Annotated in this window: 18 protein-coding genes; 6 read left to right on the forward strand and 12 right to left on the reverse strand. The window is 72.0% G+C overall.

The features are described 5' to 3' along the window. The coding region (locus NJ376_RS22755) for an energy transducer TonB (protein WP_252955580.1) at window positions 1–388 on the forward strand (388 nt) is incomplete at its 5' end. Window positions 389–656: 268 nt separating this feature from the next. Continuing rightward, window positions 657–1151, forward strand: coding sequence for a CinA family protein (locus tag NJ376_RS22760; protein WP_252955581.1), 495 nt, complete (start codon window positions 657–659; stop codon window positions 1149–1151). A 599-nt stretch (window positions 1152–1750) separates the two neighbouring features. On the opposite strand, the gene arsC is transcribed toward NJ376_RS22760, so the two are convergent. Beyond that, complete coding sequence (gene arsC, locus NJ376_RS22765; protein WP_456309756.1) at window positions 1751–2107, reverse strand: arsenate reductase (glutaredoxin); 357 nt, start codon at window positions 2105–2107, stop codon at window positions 1751–1753. A 223-nt stretch (window positions 2108–2330) separates the two neighbouring features. Between arsC and NJ376_RS22770 the strand changes: the two genes are divergently transcribed. Next, window positions 2331–3275: an NAD-dependent epimerase/dehydratase family protein gene (locus tag NJ376_RS22770; protein ID WP_252955582.1), complete on the forward strand. Its 945-nt coding sequence runs from the start codon at window positions 2331–2333 to the stop codon at window positions 3273–3275. Between the two features lie 421 nt (window positions 3276–3696). Here NJ376_RS22770 and NJ376_RS22775 read toward each other — a convergent pair whose 3' ends face one another. Both NJ376_RS22775 and NJ376_RS22780 read right to left on the reverse strand, forming a co-directional pair. After that, a complete protein-coding gene (locus NJ376_RS22775) occupies window positions 3697–5358 on the reverse strand; it encodes a sensor histidine kinase (protein WP_252955583.1) in 1662 nt (553 codons plus the stop codon). Window positions 5359–5551: 193 nt separating this feature from the next. Next, window positions 5552–6229 (reverse strand): response regulator transcription factor, encoded by a 678-nt coding sequence (locus NJ376_RS22780; RefSeq protein ID WP_252955584.1) that lies wholly within the window; start codon window positions 6227–6229, stop codon window positions 5552–5554. A 122-nt stretch (window positions 6230–6351) separates the two neighbouring features. On the opposite strand from NJ376_RS22780, the gene creD reads away from it, so the two are divergent. After that, window positions 6352–7683 carry a cell envelope integrity protein CreD gene (gene creD / locus NJ376_RS22785; RefSeq protein ID WP_252955585.1) on the forward strand — a complete coding sequence of 444 codons (1332 nt, stop codon included), beginning with the start codon at window positions 6352–6354 and terminating at the stop codon, window positions 7681–7683. Between the two features lie 136 nt (window positions 7684–7819). Here the strand turns inward: creD and NJ376_RS22790 are convergent, their stop codons facing one another. The 4 genes from NJ376_RS22790 to NJ376_RS22805 all read right to left on the reverse strand — a co-directional run bounded on the left by NJ376_RS22790 (window position 7820) and on the right by NJ376_RS22805 (window position 12286). Next, window positions 7820–8947 (reverse strand): acyl-CoA dehydrogenase family protein, encoded by a 1128-nt coding sequence (locus NJ376_RS22790; RefSeq protein ID WP_252955586.1) that lies wholly within the window; start codon window positions 8945–8947, stop codon window positions 7820–7822. Window positions 8948–9070: 123 nt separating this feature from the next. Further along, entirely contained in the window at window positions 9071–10276 is a 1206-nt protein-coding gene (locus tag NJ376_RS22795) for an acyl-CoA dehydrogenase family protein (RefSeq protein WP_252955587.1), read from the reverse strand. Between the two features lie 207 nt (window positions 10277–10483). Continuing rightward, a complete protein-coding gene (locus tag NJ376_RS22800) occupies window positions 10484–11599 on the reverse strand; it encodes a 2-aminoethylphosphonate--pyruvate transaminase (protein ID WP_252955588.1) in 1116 nt (371 codons plus the stop codon). Between the two features lie 12 nt (window positions 11600–11611). Then, window positions 11612–12286 (reverse strand): DUF1194 domain-containing protein, encoded by a 675-nt coding sequence (locus tag NJ376_RS22805; protein WP_252955589.1) that lies wholly within the window; start codon window positions 12284–12286, stop codon window positions 11612–11614. Window positions 12287–12766: 480 nt separating this feature from the next. On the opposite strand from NJ376_RS22805, the gene NJ376_RS22810 reads away from it, so the two are divergent. Together NJ376_RS22810 and NJ376_RS22815 are read left to right on the forward strand one after the other, a co-directional pair. Further along, window positions 12767–14338, forward strand: a complete 1572-nt coding sequence (locus NJ376_RS22810) for a PepSY-associated TM helix domain-containing protein (RefSeq protein WP_252955590.1) — start codon at window positions 12767–12769, stop codon at window positions 14336–14338. A 62-nt stretch (window positions 14339–14400) separates the two neighbouring features. Then, window positions 14401–14793, forward strand: coding sequence for a hypothetical protein (locus tag NJ376_RS22815; protein ID WP_252955591.1), 393 nt, complete (start codon window positions 14401–14403; stop codon window positions 14791–14793). A 41-nt stretch (window positions 14794–14834) separates the two neighbouring features. On the opposite strand, the gene NJ376_RS22820 is transcribed toward NJ376_RS22815, so the two are convergent. The 5 genes from NJ376_RS22820 to NJ376_RS22840 all read right to left on the reverse strand — a co-directional run bounded on the left by NJ376_RS22820 (window position 14835) and on the right by NJ376_RS22840 (window position 23480). Continuing rightward, complete coding sequence (locus NJ376_RS22820; protein ID WP_252955592.1) at window positions 14835–16001, reverse strand: acyl-CoA dehydrogenase family protein; 1167 nt, start codon at window positions 15999–16001, stop codon at window positions 14835–14837. Window positions 16002–16392: 391 nt separating this feature from the next. Continuing rightward, window positions 16393–17166 (reverse strand): short-chain dehydrogenase/reductase, encoded by a 774-nt coding sequence (locus tag NJ376_RS22825; protein ID WP_252955593.1) that lies wholly within the window; start codon window positions 17164–17166, stop codon window positions 16393–16395. A gap of 217 nt (window positions 17167–17383) precedes the next feature. Continuing rightward, window positions 17384–18859: a TolC family protein gene (locus NJ376_RS22830; protein ID WP_252955594.1), complete on the reverse strand. Its 1476-nt coding sequence runs from the start codon at window positions 18857–18859 to the stop codon at window positions 17384–17386. Between the two features lie 11 nt (window positions 18860–18870). Further along, entirely contained in the window at window positions 18871–22017 is a 3147-nt protein-coding gene (locus tag NJ376_RS22835; protein ID WP_252955595.1) for an efflux RND transporter permease subunit, read from the reverse strand. A gap of 101 nt (window positions 22018–22118) precedes the next feature. Then, window positions 22119–23480 carry an efflux RND transporter periplasmic adaptor subunit gene (locus NJ376_RS22840; protein ID WP_252955596.1) on the reverse strand — a complete coding sequence of 454 codons (1362 nt, stop codon included), beginning with the start codon at window positions 23478–23480 and terminating at the stop codon, window positions 22119–22121. Window positions 23481–23836 lie beyond the last annotated feature (356 nt).

Here is a 23836-nt window from a genome sequence, read left to right on the forward strand (position 1 = left end):
GCCCCGCACGCCTGCGCCGGCGCCCACTCCGGCCGCGCCGGCACCCCAGGCCACGGCGCCGGTGCCGACGCCCGCCCCGGCCGTCGCCCGGGCCGCACCGCCGCCGAATTATGTCGCCTCCCTGCTGTCGGCGCTGGAGCGGCACAAGCACTACCCGCCGGCCGCCCGCTTCGCGCGGATGGAGGGCAGCGCGATGCTGCGCGTCGTCCTGCGCCGGGATGGCAGCGTCGCCGAATGGCGCTTCCTGCGCGGCACCGGCCACGACCTGCTCGATGAGGCGGTGGCGAACATGATCCGCCGCGCCTCTCCCCTGCCGGCACCGCCTTCCGCCAGCCTGGCGGGCGAGGTGCTGGAGCTGCTGGTGCCGGTGAAATTCAGCCTGCGCTGAGGGGTGGGGCAGCCCCTTGCTGCCTCGACCGCCGGCCACGGGGGCGCCTTGCGGGAGCGGGGTCAAGCCGGCGGGATCGCTGGCGCCTCGGACAAGCCGCGGGAGCAACAGCTGGCGCGGTTCCAGGTTGGCTCGGCCGGCGCGAACCGCAGCAGCGCGGGGTCTGCCGAGGCGCGCATGCCTCCGCCGGGTTCCCGCCGCCGCATGGTCCCTTCCCTTCCCGGCCAAAGCCCGCGACCTTCGCAGCGGGACAAGAGGAGGATCCGCCATGGACACGCTGCTGCCAATCGCCGCCCGCGCGGGCGCGCTGCTGAAGGCACGGGGGGAGACCATCGCCATCGCCGAGAGTTCGGCCGGCGGGCTGGTCTCCGCCGCGCTGCTCGCGGTGCCCGGGGCCTCCGCCTATTTCCTCGGCGGGACGGTGGTCTATACCCGCTTCGCGCGGGAGGCCCTGCTGGCCATCCCGGCCGAGAAGCTGGAAGGCGTGCGGGCGGCGACCGAGCCCTATGCGCTGCTGCTGGCGGAAGGCGCGCGGGAACGGCTCGGCACCGTCTGGGGGCTGGGGGAGACCGGCGCCACCGGCCCCACCGGCAACCGCTATGGCGATGCGGCGGGGCATGCCTGCATCGCCGTCGCCGGCCCGGTCAGCCGCAGCCAGACCATCGAAACCGGCCATGGCGACCGGCTGGCCAATATGCGCGAGTTCGGCGCCCGCCTGCTGACGCTGCTGGTGGAGGCGCTGGAGGCGGCACCGCCGAAATAGGCGCGGGCCGGGCCGCTTCAGGCCACTGCGGCGGGATCGGCCAAGCCTTGCCGACCCAGCCCGCTCCCGCGGGGCGCATGGTCACGGTTTCGGCCGATCCGGCCTCGACCGGGCGCGCTCCGGGCGAAATCGCCTGCCGCCCCGGGAGGGTAGGAGTGGCGTCGCGCCGGCACGGTCGGCGGGAACCGCTCCGGCCCGGAGGCTGCGGCCCGGCGCGGGATGCGCCTTCCGCCCAGCGCGTGGCGGGCTGGAACAGCCTCCGACCTGGATCGCGGCGTGATCATCAGGTCGGAAATAAGCTGCTTTAATATTGCTCTAGAGCATGCTGTGTTCGCTTGCGCTCACGCCGCATGCTCCAGGCCGTTGTTTGCGAGCATCTTCACGCGTTCAGATGATTCCATCTGAACGCGATCTGCTCTAGAGCGTTTTCGGTTCACATGCGTTCACCGAAAACGCTCTACGCCTTTGTTTGCAGAGCAGATTCACGCCTTCGGGCGATGCCGCCCTACGGCGATCTGCTCTAGGCACCGCCGCGGCCGGCGGCATCGGCGGGGCCGCGGCTGGCCTACGCAGCCCCCGCCCCCTGCCGCGACGGCGGCTCAGCCCGGCAGGATCTCCAGCAGCTTCTCCTTCGGCCGACACAGCCGCACGCCCTTCGGCGCGAAGACGAAGGGCCGCTCGATCAGGATCGGGTGGGCCAGCATGGCGTCCAGCAGCGCATCGTCGCTCAATGCCGGGTTGTCGAGGCCGAGCTGGGCATAGAGCTCGCCCTTGCTCCGCAGCGCCTGGCGCACGGTGATCCCGGCGGCCGCGATGGCGGCCTGCAGCGTCGCGCGGTCCGGCGGCGTCTTCTGGTAGTCCATCACGTGTGGCTCGATCCCGGCCTCCCGCAGCATCGCCAGGGTGTTGCGGGAGGTGCCGCAGGAAGGGTTGTGCCAGATCGTCACATCGCTCATCGCGCGCGCTCCGCCGGAGGTGCCGCCTTCCCCATGCGGCAGGCCGGACCGGGGTGCAAGCGGCCGGGGGCGGATGCGCCGGATGTCGTCATCGCCTGCCTCCGCTCTGCCATGATGCCGCCATGGCTGCGCCGCGCCGCCGGGCAAACTCCCGGCCAGCTTTCCTCAAGCCTAGTCCCGCAGGCTGAGCCCCGGCCGCTTCGGTGCCGGCCCAGGAGATCGCATGTCGCTGCTTCTCGTCACCGGCGGTGCCGGCTTCATCGGCGCCCACCTCGTCGAGGCGCTGCTGCGCCAGGGCCATGCGGTGCGGGTGGTGGACGACCTCTCCACCGGCCATCGCGCCAGCCTGCCGGCCGAGGCGGAGCTGGTGGTGGGCGAGGTGGCGGATGCCGCGCTGATGCGCCGCGCCGCCGCGGGGGTGGCAGGCATCTTCCACCTGGCCGCCATCGGCTCCCCCGCGCGCTCCGGGGAGGCGTGGCTGGCGACCCACCGGACCAACCAGACCGGCACGGTCAGCGTGCTGGAGGCGGCGCGGGCGGCGGGCGGGGTGCCGGTGGTCTATGCCTCCTCCGCCGCCATCTACGGGGACCAGGGCCAGGGCCCGGTGGCGGAGGCGGCGCGGCCCGCGCCGCTGACCGCCTATGGCGCGGACAAGCTGGGCTCCGAGCTGCATGCCGCGGTCGCCTTCGGCGTGCATGGCGTGCCGACGCTGGGCTGCCGGCTCTTCAGCGTCTATGGGCCGCGGCAGGATCCGCGCTCGCCCGCTGCCGGCGTCATCGCCCGCTTCGCGGCGCGGCTGGCGCGCGGGGAGCGGCTGGTGGTGCATGGGGACGGGCTGCAGGGCCGCGACTTCGTCTATGTGGAGGATGCGGTGGCGCATCTGCTGGCCGGCATGGCCCTGCTGCGCCGGACGCCGCAGGCGCTGGTGCTGAATGTCTGCACCGGCCGGCCGACCGCGATCACCGCGCTGGCGGAGACCATGGCCAGGCTGGCGGGGCGGCCGGCGGCGCTGGGCTTCGGGCCGGCGCGCGTCGGCGACATCCGTCACCTGGTCGGCAACCCGCAGGCGGCCATCGCGGCGCTGGGCGTAGCGGCCAGGACCACGCTGGAAATGGGCCTGATGGCAACACTGGGGAGCATGGCGCCGGGGATGTTGCTGGCGGCCTAGAGCAAACTCCGATCAGAGGGAAGCACCTGATCCGAGGTATTTGCTCGTTATAACAACAACCTAGAGCGGGCTCCATGAGCCAGTGCGAACGGAAACCGCTCTAGCGTCGGGCGAGGGCCCTGCCTTCCTCGGAAGCCCCTTCGAATCCTCGCTGCCCGGCTCGGAAACGTCCCACTCTCCGAACGGGCATCGCGCAGGGCTGGTGGGGCGGCTGCGCGCCAGGCCGAGGGACATACCGGCCGCATCCCCGTGGACCGCCATCGGCCAGCATTTCGCGCGCCGGTACGGCTAGAGCAGATCGCGTTCACATGGAATCATCTGAACGCGTGCAGCTGCTCGCAAAACAACGACCTAGAGCATGCTGCGTGAGCGCAAGCGGACGCAGCATGCTCTAGACACGTCGAGCCTGCCCGGGCTCAGCTCATGGTCTCCAAAAGCCCTTCGGCTTTTGGTGGGGTAGGCCCGGGAGGGGCAGCGCCCCTGCCGGCACCAGCAGTTCGAAACAGGCCCCCCGCTCCGCCGGCACCAGCCGCAGCACGCCCCCCGCCGCTTCCGCCAGCCGCCGCGCGATGGCCAGGCCGAGGCCGGTGCCCCCGCTTGCCGCCGCCGTGGTAAAGAAGCGGTCGAATACCTGCCCCGTGATCGCCGGCGGAATGCCCATGCCGTCATCCGCCACGCGCAGCGTGACCGCATCCGCATCCTCCTGCCACGTCACCCGGCAGGCGGCGCCCGGCCCGGCGTGCTGACGGGCATTCTCGAACAGGATGCCGAGGATGCCGCGCAGCGCCTCCGCGCTGATTCCGGCCTTCGGCCCCTCGCCGGGCGGCCAGGCAATGGCGAGTCCTGCCGCCCGGAAGGGCGCCGCCGCCTCCCGCACCACCTCGGCCAGCCTGCAATGCCCGGTCGCGGCCGGCGCCTCGGCCCGCGCCAGCTCCAGCAGCCGCCGCACCAGCCGATCCAGCCGCGCCGCATCCGCCATGGCTTGGCCGAGGAAGCGCGCCCGCTCCTCCGGCGTCATCGCCGCGGCGTGGTCCTGCAGCAATTCCAGCGCGCCGGTGAGGCCAGCGAGCGGCGTCTTGAAGCCGTGCCCAACCTCCGTCGCGAAATCGCGGATGGTCTCCGCCCGGCGTTCCAGCGTCGCGGCCATGGCGGCGATGGCGGCGGCCAGCTCATCCGCCTCCCGCACCGCGCTGCGGCGCGGGCGAGGCGGGGCGGCAGGGGCGCCGGCCGCCACCGCCTGGGCCGCCCGCGTCACCGCCGCGATGGGCCGGGCGACGGTATAGGCGGTGCCTGCCGCCCCCAGCGCCGCCGCCGCCAGCAGGCCGAGCCCCAGCCCGGCCAGCGCCCGGCGATGGCCATACAGCGCCTGGTCCAGCGTCGCCGGGGTGCGGGAGAGCAGCACGGCGCCGATCGCCCGCTCCCCGTCCAGCACCGGCAGGGCGAGGAACACCCGCAGCGCGGCGCCGCGGCTAATGGAGGCAGGGCCGGGCACCGGCAGGGTGGGGTCGGCGCGGCGGCGGAGGCGGGAGGCGGGCTGACCGGAGAGTGCCTCCGCCACCTCCTCCAGCGCGGCAAGGGAGAGGCCGAGCTCGCCCCCGCTGCTGGCCACCACCACCCCGTCGGCATCCAGCACCCGCATGGCGGCGAGGGTGGTGCGCTGCGCCTCCGCCAGCACCGGCTGCAGCGCCTGGCCGGCGGCCAGCGCCCGGACGGCGGGCGGGGCCAGGGGCGGCACGGCCGACGGGGGCGGGGGCAGGACGGGGTCCCGCGCCAGGTCCAGCATGGCGGTCCGCGGCGCCCAGCCGGCAGGTGGCGGCGCCGGCGCCTGCCCGGCGGCGGCCAGCCAGGCGCTGCGCCAGGCGGCGGCGAGCACCGCGCCCTGGCCCATCAGCTCCGTCTCCGTCTGCCGCACCAGGGCGCTTTCGTAGAGGCGCAGAAGCCAGATGCCGCCGAGCGGCAGCACCAGCAGCACCAGGTTCACCGCCAGCAGCACGGTGCGGAGCCGCGGCTTGTGGCGGCGCCAGCCAGGGGTATGTGACGGGGCGGCACCGCCGCCATCGCGCCGCCGCATCAGGCCCGGCATCGCCGCCCGTCCTGCCGGCCTGTCCTGCGCATCCTCCTCGGCCACCGCCGGCCTGGGGGCTTCGCCGGCCCCCGGGGGCCGCGCGGCATCCTGCGGCCCTGCCCCAGCGAAGCGCCTGGTGCCATCTTCACCCATCCGCTTCGCATGCCGCGGCTGCCGGTTGACGCCGCGCCGGGCATCCCCGCCGCGCCGCTCAGCACCCCTCCTCCGCCAGGAAGCGGTAGCCGAGGCCGTGCACCGTACCGATCGGCGCGCCGCCGGCCGCGGCCAGCTTGGCGCGCAGGTGGCGCACATGGCTGTCGATGGTGCGGTCGCTGACGATGCGGTGGTCCGGATAGGCGACCTGCATCAGCATCTCCCGGGTGAAGACCCGGCCGGGCTGGGCGGCCATGGCGCGCAGCAGGGCGAATTCCGTCACCGTCAGGGGCAGGGCGGCGCCCCGCCAGCTTGCCTCGAACCGCTCCGCATCCAGGGCCAGGGGGCCCTGGGCGGGGGCGGGCGGCGGCACGACCTCCTGCCGCCGCAGCCGGGCGCGGATGCGCGCCACCAGTTCCCGCGGACTGAAGGGCTTCACCATGTAGTCGTCGCCGCCGAGCTCGAGGCCGAGGATGCGGTCCACCTCCTCGTCCCGGGCGGAGAGAAAGATGATCGGCACGGCGGAGGTCTGGCGGAGGCGGCGGCACACCTCCGTCCCCTCCATCCCCGGCATGGCGACATCCAGCACGACGAGGTCCGGGGCTTCCCGCCCGGCCGCGGCGAGGGCGGCGGGGCCGTCCGCCGCCTCCACCGCCGCGAATCCGGCCCGGGCCAGGGCGAAGAGGATGACGCTGCGGATATGCGGGTCGTCGTCGGCGACCAGGATCTTCGTCATTGGGCCTGACACGGGGCTGCACGGGATTTGCACCAAACTTCCCCGGGGCCTGCAAGGCCGCTTCGTCAGGGCTGCATGCGGGGGCTTCAGGCTGGCGCCGCCTGAAGAGGAGATCCAGCGCCATGTCCGACTCGCCGCCGACCGATTCGGCACCACCCCGCCTTCCACCGCGACGTGCCTTGCTCTCCAGCCAGACGCGCCGCCTGATCTCCCTTGCCGCCCTGTTCGCCCTGCTGCAACTGCCGCAATGCATGGTGGGCAATCTCATCGACGAACGGCAGCAGCGCCAGGCGGAGGCCCGGCTGGAGATCGGCGGCGCCTGGGGACCGTCCCAGGCCGTGCTGGGCCCGGTGCTGGTGGTGCCCTGGGAACGCCCCGGCCATGCCGAGCCGGAGCGCGGCACCCTGACCCTGCTGCCGCAGCGCCTGGATGCGGAGGCGAGCCTGGCCCCGGAGACCCGGCGCCGCGGCCTGTTCGCGGCCGTGGTCTACACCGCTCGGACGGGCATGGCGGCGCAGTTCAGCCTGCCACAACGTCTGCCGCCCGAGCTGTCCGTGGCGACCCTACGCTGGCGAGAGGCGGAGCTGGTGATCGGCGCCAGCCAATGGCGGGCCGGCACCGCCGCCCCGGTGCTGGAAGCCAATGGCCGGACCTTGCAGCCCAACCTGGTGGAGCCGCCCGGATGGAGTTGCATCGGGATGGGGCTCATGCGCTTTCCGCTCGGCCTCGACCGTCCCTTCGAGGGCAGCCTGCCGGTGCAGGCGCAGCTCGAACTGCGCGGAGCAGACATGCTCCGGCTCATGCCCCTGGCCGGGCAGGTGGCGCTGACGCTGCGGGGCGACTGGGCGAGCCCCAGCTTCCTCGGCACCGAATTGCCGCAGGAGGTGACGCAGGACGGGTCGGGCTTCCGTGCACGCTGGGAAACCGGCCTGCACCCGCCGCTGCTTCGCCTGGCCGGGCCGGGCTGCGAGCGCAGCCGGGCCCTCGGCGTCACCCTGCTGGAGGCGGTGCCCACCTACCGCATGATCAACCGCACAGCGAAGTATGCCATGCTGTTCCTGGCCCTTGGCCTGGCGACGTACCTGCTGTTCGAGCAGGTGGGGAAACTGCGCCTGCACCTCGCGCAATATGCGTTGCTCGGCCTTTCGCTCGTGCTCTTCCCGCTGCTGCTGCTGGCCTTCGGCGAGGTGCTGGGCTTCGCCCCGGGCTATGCGTTGAGCGCGGCCATGGTGCTCGGCCAGGCCACCGCCTGGACCGGCGCAGTGACGCGGCGCCGGGGGCTGACGGCCCTGTTCGGCGCCATGCTGGCCGGGCTGTTCGGCTTCATCTACGTCGTGCTGGGCCTGGAGAGCTACGCGCTGCTCGCGGGGGCCCTTGCCCTCTTCCTCACGCTCTCGGCAGCAATGCTGGCGGCGCGGCGGATGAATTGGGGCAGGCAGGATATGGCCGCCTGAGGCAGGTCCGCCGGAAGGCGGCCATCCTTCGGCCACACCAGGTGCCGGAGCGTGAGGTGTACCGCCTCACGCTCCGAATACCGGCCTGGGCTTCGCCCGATCAGCGTCGGCAGCCGCTGGCGGGCGAAGCTTCCGGCTACTGCACCTGGTCCGCCAGCCGGTCCAGATGCCAGGCGGTGTCGCCGAACATGTGCTCGATCACCATCACCCGGCGGAAGTAGTGGCCGACGGCGTATTCATCCGTCATGCCGATGCCGCCATGGAGCTGCACGGCATTCTGGCTGACGAAGCGCCCGGCCTGCCCGACGCCGACCTTGGCCATGGAAATGCTGCGGGCGCGCTCCGCCGGATCTGCCTCGCTCAGGCTCATCGCCGCCAGCATGGCCATGGAACGGCCCTGCTCCATCGCCACCAGCATCTCCGCCGCGCGGTGCTGCAGCGCCTGGTTGTCGCCGATCGGGCGGCCGAATTGCTGGCGCGTCTTCAGGTAGTCCAGCGTCATGGCCTGCATGGCCTCCATGGCGCCGATCACCTCGCCCGCCATGGCGGCGATGCCGGCCTGCACCACCCGCTCGACGATCGGCAGCGCCTGGTCCTTCGGGCCGATCAGCCGCGCCGCGGCGCCGGAGAGGGAGAGCTCCGCCGCCCGCGTGCCGTCCCGCAGCGCGTAGCCGCGGCGGAGCAGGCCCTCCGCCTCGCCCTCCACGAGGAAGAGGGAGATGCCCTCCGCCTCCTCCCGGCTGCCGCCGGTGCGGGCGGAGACCACCAGCTTGTCGGCGCAATCGCCGTGCAGCACCACGCTCTTGCCGCCCTCCAGCACCCAGCCGCCATTGCGGGGCGTGGCCGTGGTCAGCACATCGGTGATGTCGTAGCGGCTCTGCCGCTCGTAATGGGCAAAGGCCAGCTTGCACTCGCCGGCGGCGATGGCGGGCAGGAACTCCTCCTGCAGCGCTTTGTCGCCCGCCTCGCGGATGGCGGTCGCGCCCAGCACCACGGTGGCGAGGAAGGGCTCCAGCACCAGATGCCGGCCGAAGGCCTGCTGCAGCAGCATCACATCCACCGCGCCGCCGCCAAAGCCGCCATATTCCTCCGGGATCGGCAGGCCGAGCAGGCCGAGCTCGGCATAGCGGGCCCAGAGCGCCTCGCTCCAGCCCGGCGCCACGCCCAGCAGCTTCTTGCGCTGGTCGAAGGCGTATTCATCCGCCAGCAGCCGCGCCACGCTCTCGCCGAGCAGGCGCTGGTCGTCGGTCAGGTCGAAATCCATCTCACGCACCTTTCGAGGCGGTCGCCGCCCGCATGGCGGGCCGGGCCTGACATTGCCTGTTGCCCCGCCGCGGGTTCGCCGCGGCGGGCTGTGTGGAGCTCAGGAAGCGAAGGGCACGGGGCGCTAGAGGCCCAGCACCGCCTTGTTCAGGATGTTCTTCTGGATCTCATTGGTGCCGCCATAGATCGAGGCGGCGCGCAGCATGAGATAGGCGGGCGCCATCTGCGGCGACCATTCGGGCAGCAGCGCCGGCTCATTGGTCAGCGCCGCCAGCTCCTGCGTCCAGGCCGGCATGGCCTGCGGCCCGCCGACATCCATGACGAGCTCCGAGGTGCCCTGCAGCAGCTCCGTGCCCTTGATCTTCAGCACGGAGGAGAGCGGGTCCGGGCGGCCGTCCTTCGCCTTGTCATAGGCCGAGACCACCCGCATCTGGGTGATCTCCAGCGCCTTCATGTCCACTTCGAGCTGCGCCACGCGGGTGCGGAAGCCGCGATCCTCGATCAGCGGCTTGCCGTTCATCCGCACCTCCCGCGCCACTTCCTTGGCGAAGCGGACGCGCTCCTTGGACTTGCCGAGGCGGGCGATGCCGGTGCGCTCATTGCCCAGCAGGAACTTCGCCACGGACCAGCCGCGATTCTCCTCGCCGACCAGGTTCTCCACCGGCACCTTCACATCGGTGAAGAACACCTCGTTCAGGTGGTGGCTGCCATCGATGGAGATGATGGGGCGGACCTCGACGCCCGGCGTCTTCATGTCGATCAGCAGGAAGGAGATGCCCTCCTGCTTCTTCGCCGCCTGCGGGTTGGTGCGCACCAGGCAGAAGCACCAATCGGCATTGTGCGCCGTGCTGGTCCAGATCTTCTGGCCGTTGACGATGTAGTGGTCGCCCTCCTTCACCGCCCGCGTCTTCAGGCTGGCGAGGTCGGAGCCGGCGCCGGGCTCGGAGAAGCCCTGGCACCACCATTCATCGAGGTTGGCGGCGGCCGGCAGGAAGCGGCGCTTCTGCGCTTCGGTCCCGAACTGGATCAGCACCGGGCCGAGCATGGTGACGTTGAAGGAAAGGATCTCCGGCGCCGGGGCGGAGAGATTTTCCTCCAGGAAGATCATCTTCTGGACGGAATTCCAGCCCGGCCCGCCCCATTCCTTCGGCCAGGAATAGGCCGCCCAGCCGCGGGCGTTCAGGATGCGCTGCCAGGTGATGGTGTCCTGCTTCCGCGGCGGATAGCCGAGGCGCATGCGCTCCCGGATCTCACGCGGCAGGTTGTCGCGGATGAAGGCGCGGACTTCCTCGCGGAAGGCGAGTTCTTCCTCGGTGTAGCGCAGGTCCATGGGCAGTTCCTCCGGCGGGCAAGTCTGGCGCCGGAGAGTGGGGAAGTCGAGAGGGGGCGCTGCCCCCCTCGAGCTCACCCCGCCAAAGGCCGAAGGGCCTTTGGAAACCGTAGGTTTTGCGACTCGCCTGTCGGGTCGGAACCCAAGGGTTCCAAGGGCCCTTCGGCCCTTGGCGTGCGGGCGTTTGAGGGGGAGCAGCGCTCCCCCTCAAGCCGCCGCGAGCTGCCTGACCCCCAGCTCCTGCAACGCCTCGCCGATCGCTGCCACCGCGCCGCGCATGTCTTCCGGCGTGATGGCCCCGACGCAGCCGATTCGCATGGTCGGCGCCGTGGTGTTGTAGAAATTGCTGATCAGCACGCCGCGCGCCTTCAGCGCATCGACGAAGGGCTGCAGCGCGAAGGCGGGGTCGGCCGGCTGGTGGATGGTGACGATGATCGGCCCCTGGTGCCGGAGCGCCAGGTAGGGCGTCAGCCCCAGCGTCTGCACGCCCTCATACAGCACGTGCATGTTGGCGGTGTAGCGCGCCAGCCGGGCCGGCTGCCCGCCTTCCTGCGCGTGCAGGTCCAGCGCGACGCGGAAGGCGGCCAGCGCCTGCACCGGCGGGGTGAAGCGGAAGCTGCCCCAGCCGGCCCGCAGCGCGTGCTGGTAGACATCCGCCAGGTCGAAGGACCAGGAGCCGGCCTGGCCCTGGCAGGCCTCCAGCCGGTCCACCCGCGCAATGGCGAAGCCGATGCCGGGCAATCCTTCCAGGCATTTGCCGGAGGTGAAGAGCAGCGCGTCCAGCTCCGGCTGCTCGGCCAGCGACATGGGCAGCGCGCCGAAAGCGGAGACGGAATCGAGGATCATCCGCCGCCCGGCCGCGCGCACCACGGCGCCCACGGCCTGGGCGTCGTTGACGATGCCGCTGCCCGTCTCGTTCTGCACCATCACCACATGCGAGATGCCGGGATCCGCCGCCAGCGCCGCCGCCACCTTGTCCGGGGCGACGCCCTCGGTATCCGGCGCGTGCAGGGAGACCACTTCGCGCCCTGCCTCGGTCGCCAGCCGCACCGCGCGCTCGGCATAGGCGCCGTTGCGCGGCACCAGCAGCTTGCCGCCCGCGGGGATGAAGGTGCGGATCGCCGCTTCCATCATGAAATGGCCGCAGCCCTGCAGGCAGAGCGTCGCATGCTCGCCCTTCACGCCGCCGGCGAGGTCCCGCACCCGCTCGCGGATCTCGGCATAGACGGCGCGGAAGTCGTTGTCCCAGGGGGCGTAGTCCTGCGCCATGGCGGCGCGGGTTTCGGGCCGGGTCTGCACCGGCCCCGGGATCAGCAGCAGCATGCGGGCAACCTATCAGCCAAGCGATGGGGATAGCGCATCCGCACCGGCCAGCAAAAGGCTGCCGATCTCGCGCTTCAGCTTTTCCCGGATGGCCGCGGCGAAGGCGTCATAGTCCGGGCAGGGCATGGCGAAGCTGCCGGGGCCGCCGATCACCTCCGCCACATAATGCTCCAGCAGGTCCGGCTCCTCGTTCAGCACGGCCAGGGCGTTGATGGTGACCCCGGCGGCGACGCCGATATCCCGCACCAGCCCCGGCGGCCGCCCCTGATTGTGCCGCCCATCGCCCGAGACATCCATCACCTGGCGGGTGGAATCCGCCGGGCAGCGGGCCAGCAGGGCGAGGCCGGCGGCCATCCCCTCCCCAAGCGCCGTCGCGCCGGGCTGGGGCAAGCGGGGGGCGGCGTCCATGGCGGCGGCCAGCGCCTCCGCCCCCGCCGCATCGCCCACCCGCATCCAGGGCACCGCCACCTCCGGCCGGCCACCGCCCTGCGGCATGGGGGACCAGGCGCCGGACCAGAACAGCATGGCCACCGCGATGCCGCCGCGCGGCCCGGCGGTGCACAGCGCCTGGATCCCGGGGTCCCGGAAGGCCGCGGCGTAGCCACCCAGCATCAGGCCGAATTCGTCGTAATCGACGCTCGCCGAGACATCGACGGCGAGGCAGAGGGCCAGATCCACCGGCGTCATGGGCAGCCTGGCCCTGCCCGCCGGGGCGTGAGGGCGCGGCGGGACGAGGCTCCGGTCTGGACGAGGACCACGCTGCTGCACTCCTTCCTGCCATGGCGCTGCGCCCCGGTCGCCCTGGCCCTGCCGGTGGTGGCGTCGAGGGCCGCGCCCATCCGGCGCCGTGGCACACCAGGCGCCCCGCCGTCCATCCGCCCCGTTGGCAGTCGCGGATGGTGGCGCCGATCCTCCGCCGCAGCGGGCCTTGCGCGGCGGCCGTTCCGGCGGCGTGAGATTATCCGCGAACGGGACGGGCGTGGCATGGCGATGGCGCGGGATTGGCGGCCGCTCGGCGGGCCGGGCGTACCGGGACATGATACAGCGCGATTACCATTGCGAGTCACTCGCAATCGCGGTAACGGCCTTGAATCCGTTGCCGGGAAAGCACCTCATGCCCGCTCTGCCGCCCGCCCGCCCCGCCCCCTTCCGCTGCCGGATCGCCGCATGAGCGCCACCGCCGCGCGCGGTCCCGGCACGGTCCACCGCATCCTGCTGCTGACCCATCGCTGGGCGGGCATCCTGCTGGGCCTTGTCATGCTGCTGCTCGGCATCACCGGCAGCGTGCTGAGCTTCCAGCGGGAGATCGAGGCGGCGCTGCACCCGGCGCTGTTCCGCCCGAGCGGCCCGCCAAACCCCGATCTGGGCTATGCCGAGATGCTGACGCGGGCGGAGGCGGCGCTGCGCGCCCCGGTCGGCACGCTGCGGCCGCCGGATGCGGTCTGGCCGGTCTGGACCGCCCAGCCGCAGCGCATGCGCGGCGGCGGCGGGGGTGGCGGCGCAGCGGCCGCGCCGGGCGCCCCTGGCGGCAATGCGGCGGGCGCGCCCCGTAGTGCCGGTTCCTCGGATGCGCCCGGTGGCGGTGTGGCCGGCGCGCCCCGTGGCGCTGCTTCCTCTGACGTGCCTGGCGGCGGTGCGGCCGGCGCGCCCCGTGGCGCTGCTTCCTCTGACGTGCCTGGCGGCGGTGCGGCCGGCGCGCCCCGTGGCGCTGCTCCCTCTGACGCGCCCGGGGGTGATGCGGCCGGCGCTCCTCGCAGCACCGCTTCCGCCGATGCGCCCGGCAGCACCAGTGGTGCAGGCAGGGCCGCCGCATCCGGCGGTGCCCCCGGTGGCGGCACTCCTGCCGGCAGTCCCGGTCGCCCCGGCGCCGGCGCGCCCGCCGGCAACAGCTTCGAGACCGTCTATCTGGATCCCGCCACCGGCGCCCTGCTTGGCCGGCGCGACCCGCGCGGCGGCTTCGTCTCCATCAACCGCCAGCTCCATGAATCTTTGATGCTGCGGGAATGGGGCGGGCGCGATGCGGTGGGCTGGTTCGGCGTGCTGCTGCTGATCTTCTGCCTCAGCGGCATCTGGCTGTGGTGGCCGCGTGGCCCGCTGCTGCCGGCCCTGGTGCAGTTCCGCCGCAGGCCGGCGCTGATCCTCCAGCTCGACCTGCATCGCCTGGTCGGCATCTGGATGGCCGTGGTGCTGACGGTGGTCGCCATCTCCGGCGTCGTCATCGTCTTCCCCGCCTGGTTCCGCCCGCTGCTCGGCGTGGCGGCACCCACCCCGCCCGCCGCCGCCGCGCCGCGGCGGGAGCCGATGCGGATCGACGCTGATGCGGCGGTCGCCGCCGCGCTGGCGCATCTGCCGGGCCAGGCGGTCACCGGCCTCACCCCGCCCTCCCGCCAGCGGCCCGCCTGGAACGTCACGCTGCGGCCGGCGGATGGCGATGCCGAGGTGCGGGTGCGCAGCTCCGTCAGCATCGACCCCTGGGAGGGCACCGTGCTGGAGGAGCGCGGGCCGCGCACGCGCAGCCTCGGAGAGGAGCTGATCGCGATGCAGCGCTGGCTGCATGGCGGGCAGCTGCTGGGCTGGACCGGGCGGATCCTGGTCTTCCTCTCCGGCATCGCCATGCCGGTGCTGTTCGTCACCGGCCTCGCCGCCTGGCTCCTGCGCCGCCGCAATCTCCGGCGCACCGCGGCGCGGCGCCGGGCGATTCAAGCGAATGTGAGCAGCGTCGGCGCGGGAGCGGACTAACTGGAAAGGTGGGGGAGGAGAGCGCCCCATCGGGGCGCCCCCCGCTTTTCCAGGAGGCTGGCATGGCTTCGGCCCAGACCGCGCATCCCTATCTCGATCTCTTCGTCGCCAGCCTGGTGCCGCGCATGACGCACGGCCCGGCACATGACCACGACCCGCCACCGCCCGCCCTGCTGGCCCTGCCGGGCACGCTGCCGGAAGCGCAGCAGGTGCTGGACCTGCTGCTCGGCGCCGACCGCGACGTGCGCCAGGACCAGGCCCGCGCCGCGGCCATCAATCTCGATCTGGCGGAGACGCGGCTGCGCCTGGCCATGGCGCATGGCAGCGTGACGCCGCGGCAGGAAGCCGCGCTGGCCAGCATCGCCCGGGCAAAGGAGGAGGTGATGCGCGGCGCGACGGACCGCGCCTGCGCCGCCCTGGCCTGGGCGCTGAAGCAGCTTCAGCGGCCGGTCTGATACCCGGCCCGGCAGGGCCGGCGGGGCCCTGCCGGAGCGGCTCAGAAATAGCCGAGGGAGAGGATGCCGTCCGGCCCCGGATCCTCGCCCACCAGCTTCCGCCCGATCAGGTCGCGCAGCGTCTCGGAGGCACCGCCGCCGAGCGAGCCGTAGCGCGCCCCGCGATAGAGGCGGGAGACGGGGTACTCGTCCGTGAAGCCGAAGCCGCCATGAAGCTGCACGGCCTCATTCGTCACGCGGATCGCCATTTCGTTGCAGAACACCTTGGCGGTGGCGGCGAGGAAGGGATCCGGGAAGGGACTGGCCGTCCAGCAGGCGCGGTAGAGCAGGCCGCGCGCCGCCTCGATGTCCTTGTACATATCGGCCAGCTTCCAGCGCACGCCCTGGAAATCGGCGATGGGCTTGCCGAAGATCGGCCGGTCGCGGGTGTAGCGCACCGCCTCGTCGAAGGCGCCTTCCGCCAGCCCCAGGCTGATGGAGGGGTTGAGGCAGCGCTGGGTGTTGAAGGCGGTCAGCAGCCGGCGGAACCCGTCCTCCCGGATGACGAGGTTCTCGATCGGCAGCTCGACATCCTCGAAGCGCACCTCATGCAGGTTCTCCCCGCCCATGGTGTGGAAGGTGCCGGTGACGGCGAGGCCCGGCGTGCCGCGCTCGATCAGCACGCAGCCGATGCCCTCGCGGCCCGGCTTGCCGTCGATGCGGGTGAAGACGACGAACATGCCGGCCTCCTCCGCGCGGCTGATCAGCGTCTTCGCGCCGTTCACCACCACGCGGTCGCCCTTCACCACGGCATTGGTGCGGTAGTTGGCCACATCGGTGCCGGCATGCGGCTCCGTCATGCAGATGGAGAGGATGCAGTCGCCGCTGACCACCTGCGGCAGGATGCGGGCGCGGATGCCCTCCGGCGCGTATTTCGCGATGACGCGGGTCTGCACCCCGGCCTCGCCCAGCACCGCCATGGCGGTGGGGTAGCAGACCTTGGCGATCTCCTCGAGGATCAGCGCCGTCTCGAAGACCGGCAGGCCGAGGCCGCCATATTCCTCCGGCACCGTCATGCCGAGCACGCCGAGCTCGGCCAGCTCCTTGATGTTCTCCCAGGGGAAGGTGCCGTCCATCCAGCGCAGGGCGCGCTGACGGAAATTGGCCTGGGCCAGCTCGCGCACACTGCCGACGAGCTGGCGCTGGGTATCGGTGAGCTTGAAATCCATCGGGAATTCCTCTCCCTCCGCGTTCGGAGGCGGAGGGCTGGTGGTGTGGTTTGGCTGGCGGGGGCCGAACCGCCCCTGCCCCAAGCGTTGGCCGTGCCGCCCGCCGCAAGGCGGGAGGAAGGTGCGCTGGAGCAGATCGCCCTGGGGCGGCATCGCCCGAAGGCGCGATCTGCTCTGCGAACAAAGGCGCAGAGCGCTTTCGGTGAACGCATGTGAACCGAAAGCGCTCTAGTGGCCTACCGATCCGCTGCGTTCGCGGGAGATCCCACGAACTTCGCGGGCAGGACACCAGAGCATGCTGCGTTCGCTTGCGCTCACCCAGCATGCTCTGGGCCGTTGTTTTGCGAGCACCTTCACGCGTTCAGATGATTCCATCTGAACGCGATCTGCTCTAGCCGCGGAACTGCGCGCCGGCATCCACCTCGATGGTGGTGCCGGAGAGGTATCCGCCGCGGGGGCTGGCGCAGAACACGGCGAGGTCGGCGATCTCCTCCGGCTTGCCGGCGCGGCCCAGCGGCAACCCGCTCAGCATCTCCTCCCACCGGCTCTCATCGCCCCATTTCGTCTTCGCCCGGGACTTGGAGAGGGTGATGATGCGGTCCGTCATGGTCGCGCCCGGGGCAATGCCCACCACGCGCACATTGCTGTCCGGCGCCTTGCCGCCCAGCGCGGCGGTGAAGGCGATGAGGGAGGCGTTGCCGGCGGCGCCGCAGATGTAGTCCGCCCGCGGCGCCCGTCCGGCCATGCCGATGATGTTGACGATGACGCCGTCCTTCTTCGCCTCCATCCCCGGCAGGTAGAGCTGCGCCAAGTGGATATAGCCGAAGACCTTCAGCGCCCAGGCCTGCTGCCAGCGCTCCAGGGAGATGTCGTGCACCGTGCCGCCGGGGATGGCCCCGGCATTGTTCACCAGGATGTCGATCTGCGGGAAGGCGGCGTGCATCGCCTGGCGGGCGCCGGCATCGGACAGATCGGCGGCATGGATCGCCACATTCACATTGTGCCGGCCGCGGATGCCGGCGGCGGCCGCCTCCAGCGCAGCGGCGTCGCGGGAGGCGAGGATGAGGTCGCACCCCGCCTCGGCGAAGGCATGGGCGCAGGCCTGGCCGATGCCCTTGGAGCCGCCGGTGATCAGCACGCGCTTGCCGGCGATCTGCATGTCCATGAACGTTGTCTCCCTCCCGTCTGGCGCAAACGCCTTGAGGGAGGGCGCTGCCCTCCCTCAAACTCCCTCCCGCCAAAGGCCGAAAGGCCTTTGGAAACCATGAGTCGGGCGCGACGGTCGAACCGCAAAACTCAAGGGTTCCAAGGGCCCTTCGGCCCTTGGCGGGTGGAGCTCGAGGAGGGCAGAGCCCTCCTCGACACGGCGCCTCGGGAGAAGGCTACAGCCGCGGCGAAATCCCGGAAACCCCGGTCGCCTGTTCCAGCGTCGCCAAGGCCAGCAGATAGGCGTAGCGCGCCTGGTTCGCCTGGATGCGCGTGGCGTTCAGGGTGCGCAGCGCGTCCAGCGTGTCCAGCAGGCTGCGGCCGCCGGCCAGATAGGCCTGCTCCGTGCTGCGATAGGCTTCCTCCGCCCGCCCCAGCGCCCCGCCGGCATAGAGGTCGAGCAGCGCCTTGGCCTGTTCGTACCCCGCCCAGGCGGCGGCGAAATCCGCCCGCGCCTGCAGCAGGGTGGCGCGCGCCTGGGCCTCTGCCTGGCCGCTCTGCGCCGTGGCCACGCCGATATTCCCCTCGACGATGCGGCGGGTGAAGATCGGCACGGAAAGCTGCAGGCCGAAGCTGTTCACCGCGTCGATCCGGTCGCGCGATTCCGGCAGGTCTTGGGACAGGCGGGAGCGCGCCCAGCTGCCATTCACCGTCACGTCGCGGGAGCGGCCGGCCTCGGCGAGCTGCCGGTTGGCCTCGGCGGCATTGAGCTGGCGCTGCGCCGCCACGACATCGGCGCGGCTCATCACGCCCTGCGCCAGCGTGTCGCGCCCGATGCCGAGCGGCGGCGCCTGGTCGAAGCGCCCTCGCAGATCGAAGGCCACCGGGGAGAGCACGGCGCGGACCGTGGTCGGCGCCGAGGCCGGCCCGCCGCCGGGCGCGGCGCCGATGCCAGGCGGCATGGGCGCGATCTGCCCCGACCCCGGGGCGAAGGCCGCCGGGTCCGCCGCCAGCAGCGCCGCCACGGCGGCGACGCCGGCGGCATAGGCCTGGGCGTTGCTGGTCACGTCGCCCTCGAATTGCAGGCGGCTCGCCTGGAAGCGCAGCAGATCACCTTCCGGGATCGCCCCGTCCCGCAACTGGCGACGCAGCAGTGCCTCGGTCCGGTCGAGGCTGGCGCGGTTGGCCAGCGCCACCTCCAGGTTGGCCCGCGCCAGCAGCGCGCCGAGGAAGGCCTGGCGGAGCTGGAAGAGCTGGGTGCGGAGCGTGTCCAGCACCAGCGCCTCCGCCTGGCCGATCTGCGCCTCCGCCACCCGGGTCCGCAGCTCGCGCTTGCCGCCCCGCTCGATGAGGACGGAGAGGCCGACCGCGATGTTGTTGCTAGGGGAGAACAATCGCGCGCCCCGCGTGGCGCCGCGCTCGGTCTCGACGAACTGGCCGATGGTGTTGCCGACCGAGACCTGCGGCGGCGGCAGGGCGGAAGCGACCAGACGCTGCGCCCGCGCCGCATCCACGCCGCGCCGCGCCGCGACCAGCACCAGATTGCGCTCCAGCAGCTGCGCCTCGGCCTCCGACAGGGTCAGCGGCCTGGCCGCCTGCCCCACGGGCAGCGGCGCCATGCCGGCGGGCGGGTTGCCCTGCGCCCAGGCGGGCATCGCCGCTCCCGCAAGGCCGCACAGCATCAGCCCCAGCCGTACCCCAGCCAGACGCATCGATACTCTCCCTATGCCCGCAGCGCGCCAGAGGCGGCCATGGCCTCCGCCTGGCGAATGTGCCGCGGCTTGCCGAACAGGTCGATCGCCGCCGGGAAGACCACCAGGATGAACAGCGGCACGAGGCCGATGCCCCCGACCACCACCAGCGCGAGTGGCTTCTGTACATCGGCGCCGATGCCGGTGGCCAGCGCCATGGGCAGCAGGCCGGTGAAGCTGGCGAAGCAGGTCATGAAGACCGGCCGCATCCGGTCGCGCCCCGCCTGGTCCAGCGCCGCCCGCCAGGGCATTCCCTCCAGCCGCAGATGGTTGAAGTGGGAGAGCATGATGATGCCCTCCATCACCGTAATGCCGAACAGCGCGAGGAAGCCGATGGCGGCCGGCACGCTGAAATTCAGCCCGGCCACGGCCAGCGCCGCGACGCCGCCGGTGATGGACATCGGCACGATGCCGAAGACCAGCAGCGTCTCCCGCAGATTGTTGAACTGCACGTAGAGCAGCACGAGGATCAGGGCGAGCGCCGCCGGCACCACCACCGTCAGCCGCCCGATCGCCTCCTGCAGGTTGCGGAATTCGCCCAGCCAGTCCAGCCGGTAGCCGGGGGGCAGCTCCACCAGCCGCTCCACCGCCGCCTGCGCCTCGGCCACCGTGCTCGCCGGGTCCCGGCCGCGGACGGAGAAGCGGATGGGCACGTAGCGGCTGGCATCCTCCCGGTAGATGTAGGAGACGCCGGAGACGAGGCGGATATTCGCCACATCCATCAGCGTCGCCCCGCTGTCCCCGCCCACCGGGATGCGGCCGATGGCGTCCAGATTGTCCCGGTAAGGGGCGGCCAGCCGGACCATGATGGGGAAGTTGCGGTCGCCGCCCGGCTCGTAGAGCCGCCCGGCCTCCTTGCCCCCGATCGCGGCCTGGATCACCTCGTTGATGTCCTCCACCGAGAGGCCGTAGCGGGCGGCGCGGGCCCGGTCGATCTGCACCGCCACGGTCGGCTGGCCGAGCGAGCGGAAGACGGCGAGGTCCGCGACGCCCGGGATCTGGGACATCACCTGGCGGATCTCCTCCGCCTTGCGGGCGATGATGTCGAGCTCCGGCCCATAGACCTTGATGGCGTTGGCGCCCTTCACGCCGGAGGCGGCTTCCTGGACGTTGTCCGAGATCGCCTGGGAATAGCTGAACTCGATGCCGACGAATTCGCGGGAGAGGCGTTCCTGCATGGCGTGGACCAACCCGTCCCGGTTGCGGGCGGTGGTCCACTGGTCGGGCGGCTTCAGCGGCAGGAAGAATTCCGCATTGAAGAAGCCGGCGCTGTCCGTGCCGTCATCCGGGCGGCCCTGCTGGCTGGTGGCGGTGACGACCTCCGGGAACTCCATCAGCACGCCGCGGATGCGGTTCACCGTGGCATTGCCTTCCTCCAGGCTGATCGTGCCCGGCATGGTGGCGCGCACCCAGAGATTGCCCTCCTCCAGCGTCGGCAGGAATTCGGCGCCGAGGGTCGAGAGCAGCAGGATCGAGCCGGCGAAGAGGCCGGCGGCGAGCAGCAGGCAGAGAGGCCGGGCCCGCATGGCGGCGGCATAGAGCCGCTGATGCCCCCAGCGCAGGACGCGGACCAGGGGGGTGTCCCGCTCCTTGCTGTCCTCCTTCAGCAGCGCCGCGGCCAGCGCCGGGGTGATGGTGAAGGTCGCCAGCAGCGCGCCGATGATGGCGTAGGCATAGGTCTTCGACATCGGGCCGAAGATCCGCCCCTCGATCCCGCCCAGGGTGAAGAGCGGGATGAAGGCGGCGATGATGATGAGGGCGGAGAAGAAGATCGCCTTGTCCACCTCCCCCGCCGCGCGCAGCACGGTCAGCGACAGGCCGGACAGATCCCTGGAATTGGGCGGCGCGACGTAACGGTGCGCATGCTGCCGCGCGAGGCCGAGATGGCGGTAGATGTTCTCCACCATGATGACGGTGGCATCCACCAGCAGGCCGAAATCGAGGGCGCCGAGGGAGAGCAGGTTGGCGCTCTCCCCCCGGCTCAGCATCAGCAGGATGGCGAAGAGGAAGGCGAAGGGGATGGTCGCCGCCACCACCATGGCGCCGCGGAAATCGCCGAGGAAGAGCCACTGGATGATAAGGATGAGGGCGACGCCCTCGATGATGTTGTGCACCACCGTACGGGTGGTGATCTTCACCAGATCCTCGCGGTCATAGAGCGGGACGATCTTCACCCCGGGGGGCAGGACGCCGCCGGCATTGATGCGCGCCACCTCCGCCTGCACCCCGTGGATGGTGGGCAGGGTCTGCTCGCCACGGCGCATCAGCACGGTCGCCAGCACCACGTCGTCATCGCCCTCATGCCCGGCGATGCCGAGCCGGGGCAGGTTGCCCACCTCCACCGTGGCGATGTCGGAGAGCAGCACCGGCACCCCGCCCGAGGCGGAGACGACGACGCCGCGGATGTCGTCGAGGCCGCGGATGAGGCCGATGCCCTGCACCACCGCCGCCTGCGGCCCGATGCGGATGGTCCCCGCCCCGACCGTGGCATTGCCGGCCCGCACCGCACTGATCACCTGCGGCAGGCTGAGCCCGTGCGCCGCCATCCGGCGGAGGTCCACCACCACGTTGTAGCTTTTCGTGTGCCCGCCGAAGGAGGTGACGTCCACCACCCCCGGCACCCGCTTGAAGCGGCGGTCCAGCACCCAGTCCTGCAGCGTCTTGAGGTCGGCCAGCGAATAGCCGGGGGGCCCGACCAGCCGGTAGCGCATGATCTCGCCGATGGGCGAGAGCGGGGAGATCTGCGGCTGCGCCCCGTCCGGCAGGCCGTCGAGCTGGCCGAGCCGGTTCAGCACCTGCTGCAAGGCCTGGTCGTAGGTGTAGTTGAAGTTGAACTGCACCCGGACGTCCGAGAGGCCGAAGAGGGAGGTGGAGCGGACCGAGGTGAGGTTGGGCAGCCCCGCCATCGCCACCTCCACCGGGATGGTGACGTAGCGCTCGATCTCCTCGGCGCTCTGCCCCGGATTCTGGGTGATGATGACGACCTGGGGCGGCACCGGGTCCGGATAGGCCTCGATGTTCAGCTTGCTGAAGCCGACCAGCCCGACCGCGATGAAGACAAAGAACAGCAGGATGACCAGCGGCCGGCGCTGCAGGGCGAAGGCGACGATCTGGCGCATGGGTATTTTCCCGGGAACTCAGGCGGCGTGGGACGGCACGGGTGGCGCCGGCGCGAAGCCCGCGCCGGCCGAGGGGGCGTGGAAGGAGCCCGGCAGGGGGATCAGTCGATCCGGGCCGCGCGGTCGATGAACAGGGCGCCGCCCGTCACCACCCGTTCCCCCGGCTTCAGCCCATCCGTCACTTCCACCAGATCCCCGGCGCGGATGCCAGGCTGGATGCGGCGGAGGATGAAGCGGTTGCCGTCCAGCGCCACCCAGACGGAGGCCTCGGCGCCGCGATAGATCACGGCGTTCACCGGCACGCCGACATTCCGCTCCCCGGCCCCGACCGCGATGCGGAAGGTGGCGAACATCTCCGGCTTCAGCAGGCGGTCGGGGTCCTGCACCTCCGCGCGGACGGTCAGGCGGCGGCTGGTGGGGTCCAGCGCGGCGCTCACCATGGTGATGCGGGCGGCGAAGGTCCGGCCCGGCAGGGCGCCGACCGTTACCTCCACCGGCTGGCCGGCGCGGACCATCGGCGCGTCCATCTCCCGCACCGCGGCCACCAGCCACATGGTGGAGAGGTCCGCAATCGTATAGACGGGGTCGCCCGCGCCGGTGGAGAGCCACTGGCCGGGGCCGACGCGGCGCTGCACCACCGTGCCGCCGATCGGCGCCGTCACCGGCACCAGCGCATCCACCCGGCGGGTCTCCTCAATCCTCGCCACCTGCTCGGCGCTGCGGCCCAGCACGCGGAGCTTGTCCCGGGCGGCGGCCAGGGTGGCGTCGGCGCTGCGCAGGTCGGCGGCGGCGGTCATCGCGGCGACGCGGGCCTGCTCCACATCCCGCTGGGAGGCGGCGCGGGCGCTGAACAGGCTCTGCTGCCGGGCTTCCTCGCGCCGCGCCTGATCCAGCGTGGCGCGCGCCTTGTTGGCCGCATCGGCGGCGGAGAGCAGGTCGTTCGCCGCGCCGGCGAGGTCGGTGGTCTCGATCTCGAACAGGGTGTCGCCGGCGGCGACCGTATCCCCCACCCGGGCCAGGGCCCGCATCACCCGGCCATTATAGGGCGAGTAGACCGGGGTGGAGCTTTCGTCATTATAGGCGATGCGGCCTTCGGCCATCCGTTCGGCGCGGAAATCGTGCAGCTGCATCGGCTCGATGCGCAGCGCCCGCATCTCATGGTCGGAGAGGCGGAACTCGCCCTCGGACAGCGGCTCGGGCATCGAGGCGGCGGGGGAGGCGGGCAGCGGCACGTCCCGGCTCGTGGTGTAGTAGTACCAGCCCCCCCCGGCGGCGATGAGCAGCAGCGCGGTGAGGGCAAGCCGGCGACGCGGCGAGGCCTTCGGCGCCGGCACGGGTCGGGCCACACCCTCCGGCAGGGGGGCCGGGGCGATGGCGGCGGCAGCCGGAGCGGTCTCGGCCGCCAGCCGCTCCGGATAGGCCGCCCCGGGGATCGGGTCCGGAAGGGGCGGCTGGTTCAACATATTCATTCTGCTTTAAGACCCACCACGCCGCACGCTTCCTGGCTGCCGCGGCGGTAGATGCGGCGGCAGGTCCGCCGGATCGGCACAGGCGGATGCTGGAGAATGCGGCCCGGCGGCTTACACGAAGATTGGCCGAAACCTTAAAACCCGGGAAGCCAAAATATTTTCGCCGTCGCACGGCATGGGATGGTTGCGGGCAGGGCTCCCGCACCGGACTTGGCCGAGGCGCAGGGCATGGCCCCTTCGGCCCGCGCAATGCCGGCGTTGCAACTATCCGGGCATCCTCGGTCCGACGGCCTCGCCGGATGACGGGGAGATGCGGCAGGGCACGATGCCAGGCCGGTTGCGCCGGGCCA

The organism is Siccirubricoccus soli (assembly GCF_024178315.1).
GTDB classification, from domain to species: domain Bacteria; phylum Pseudomonadota; class Alphaproteobacteria; order Acetobacterales; family Acetobacteraceae; genus Siccirubricoccus; species Siccirubricoccus soli.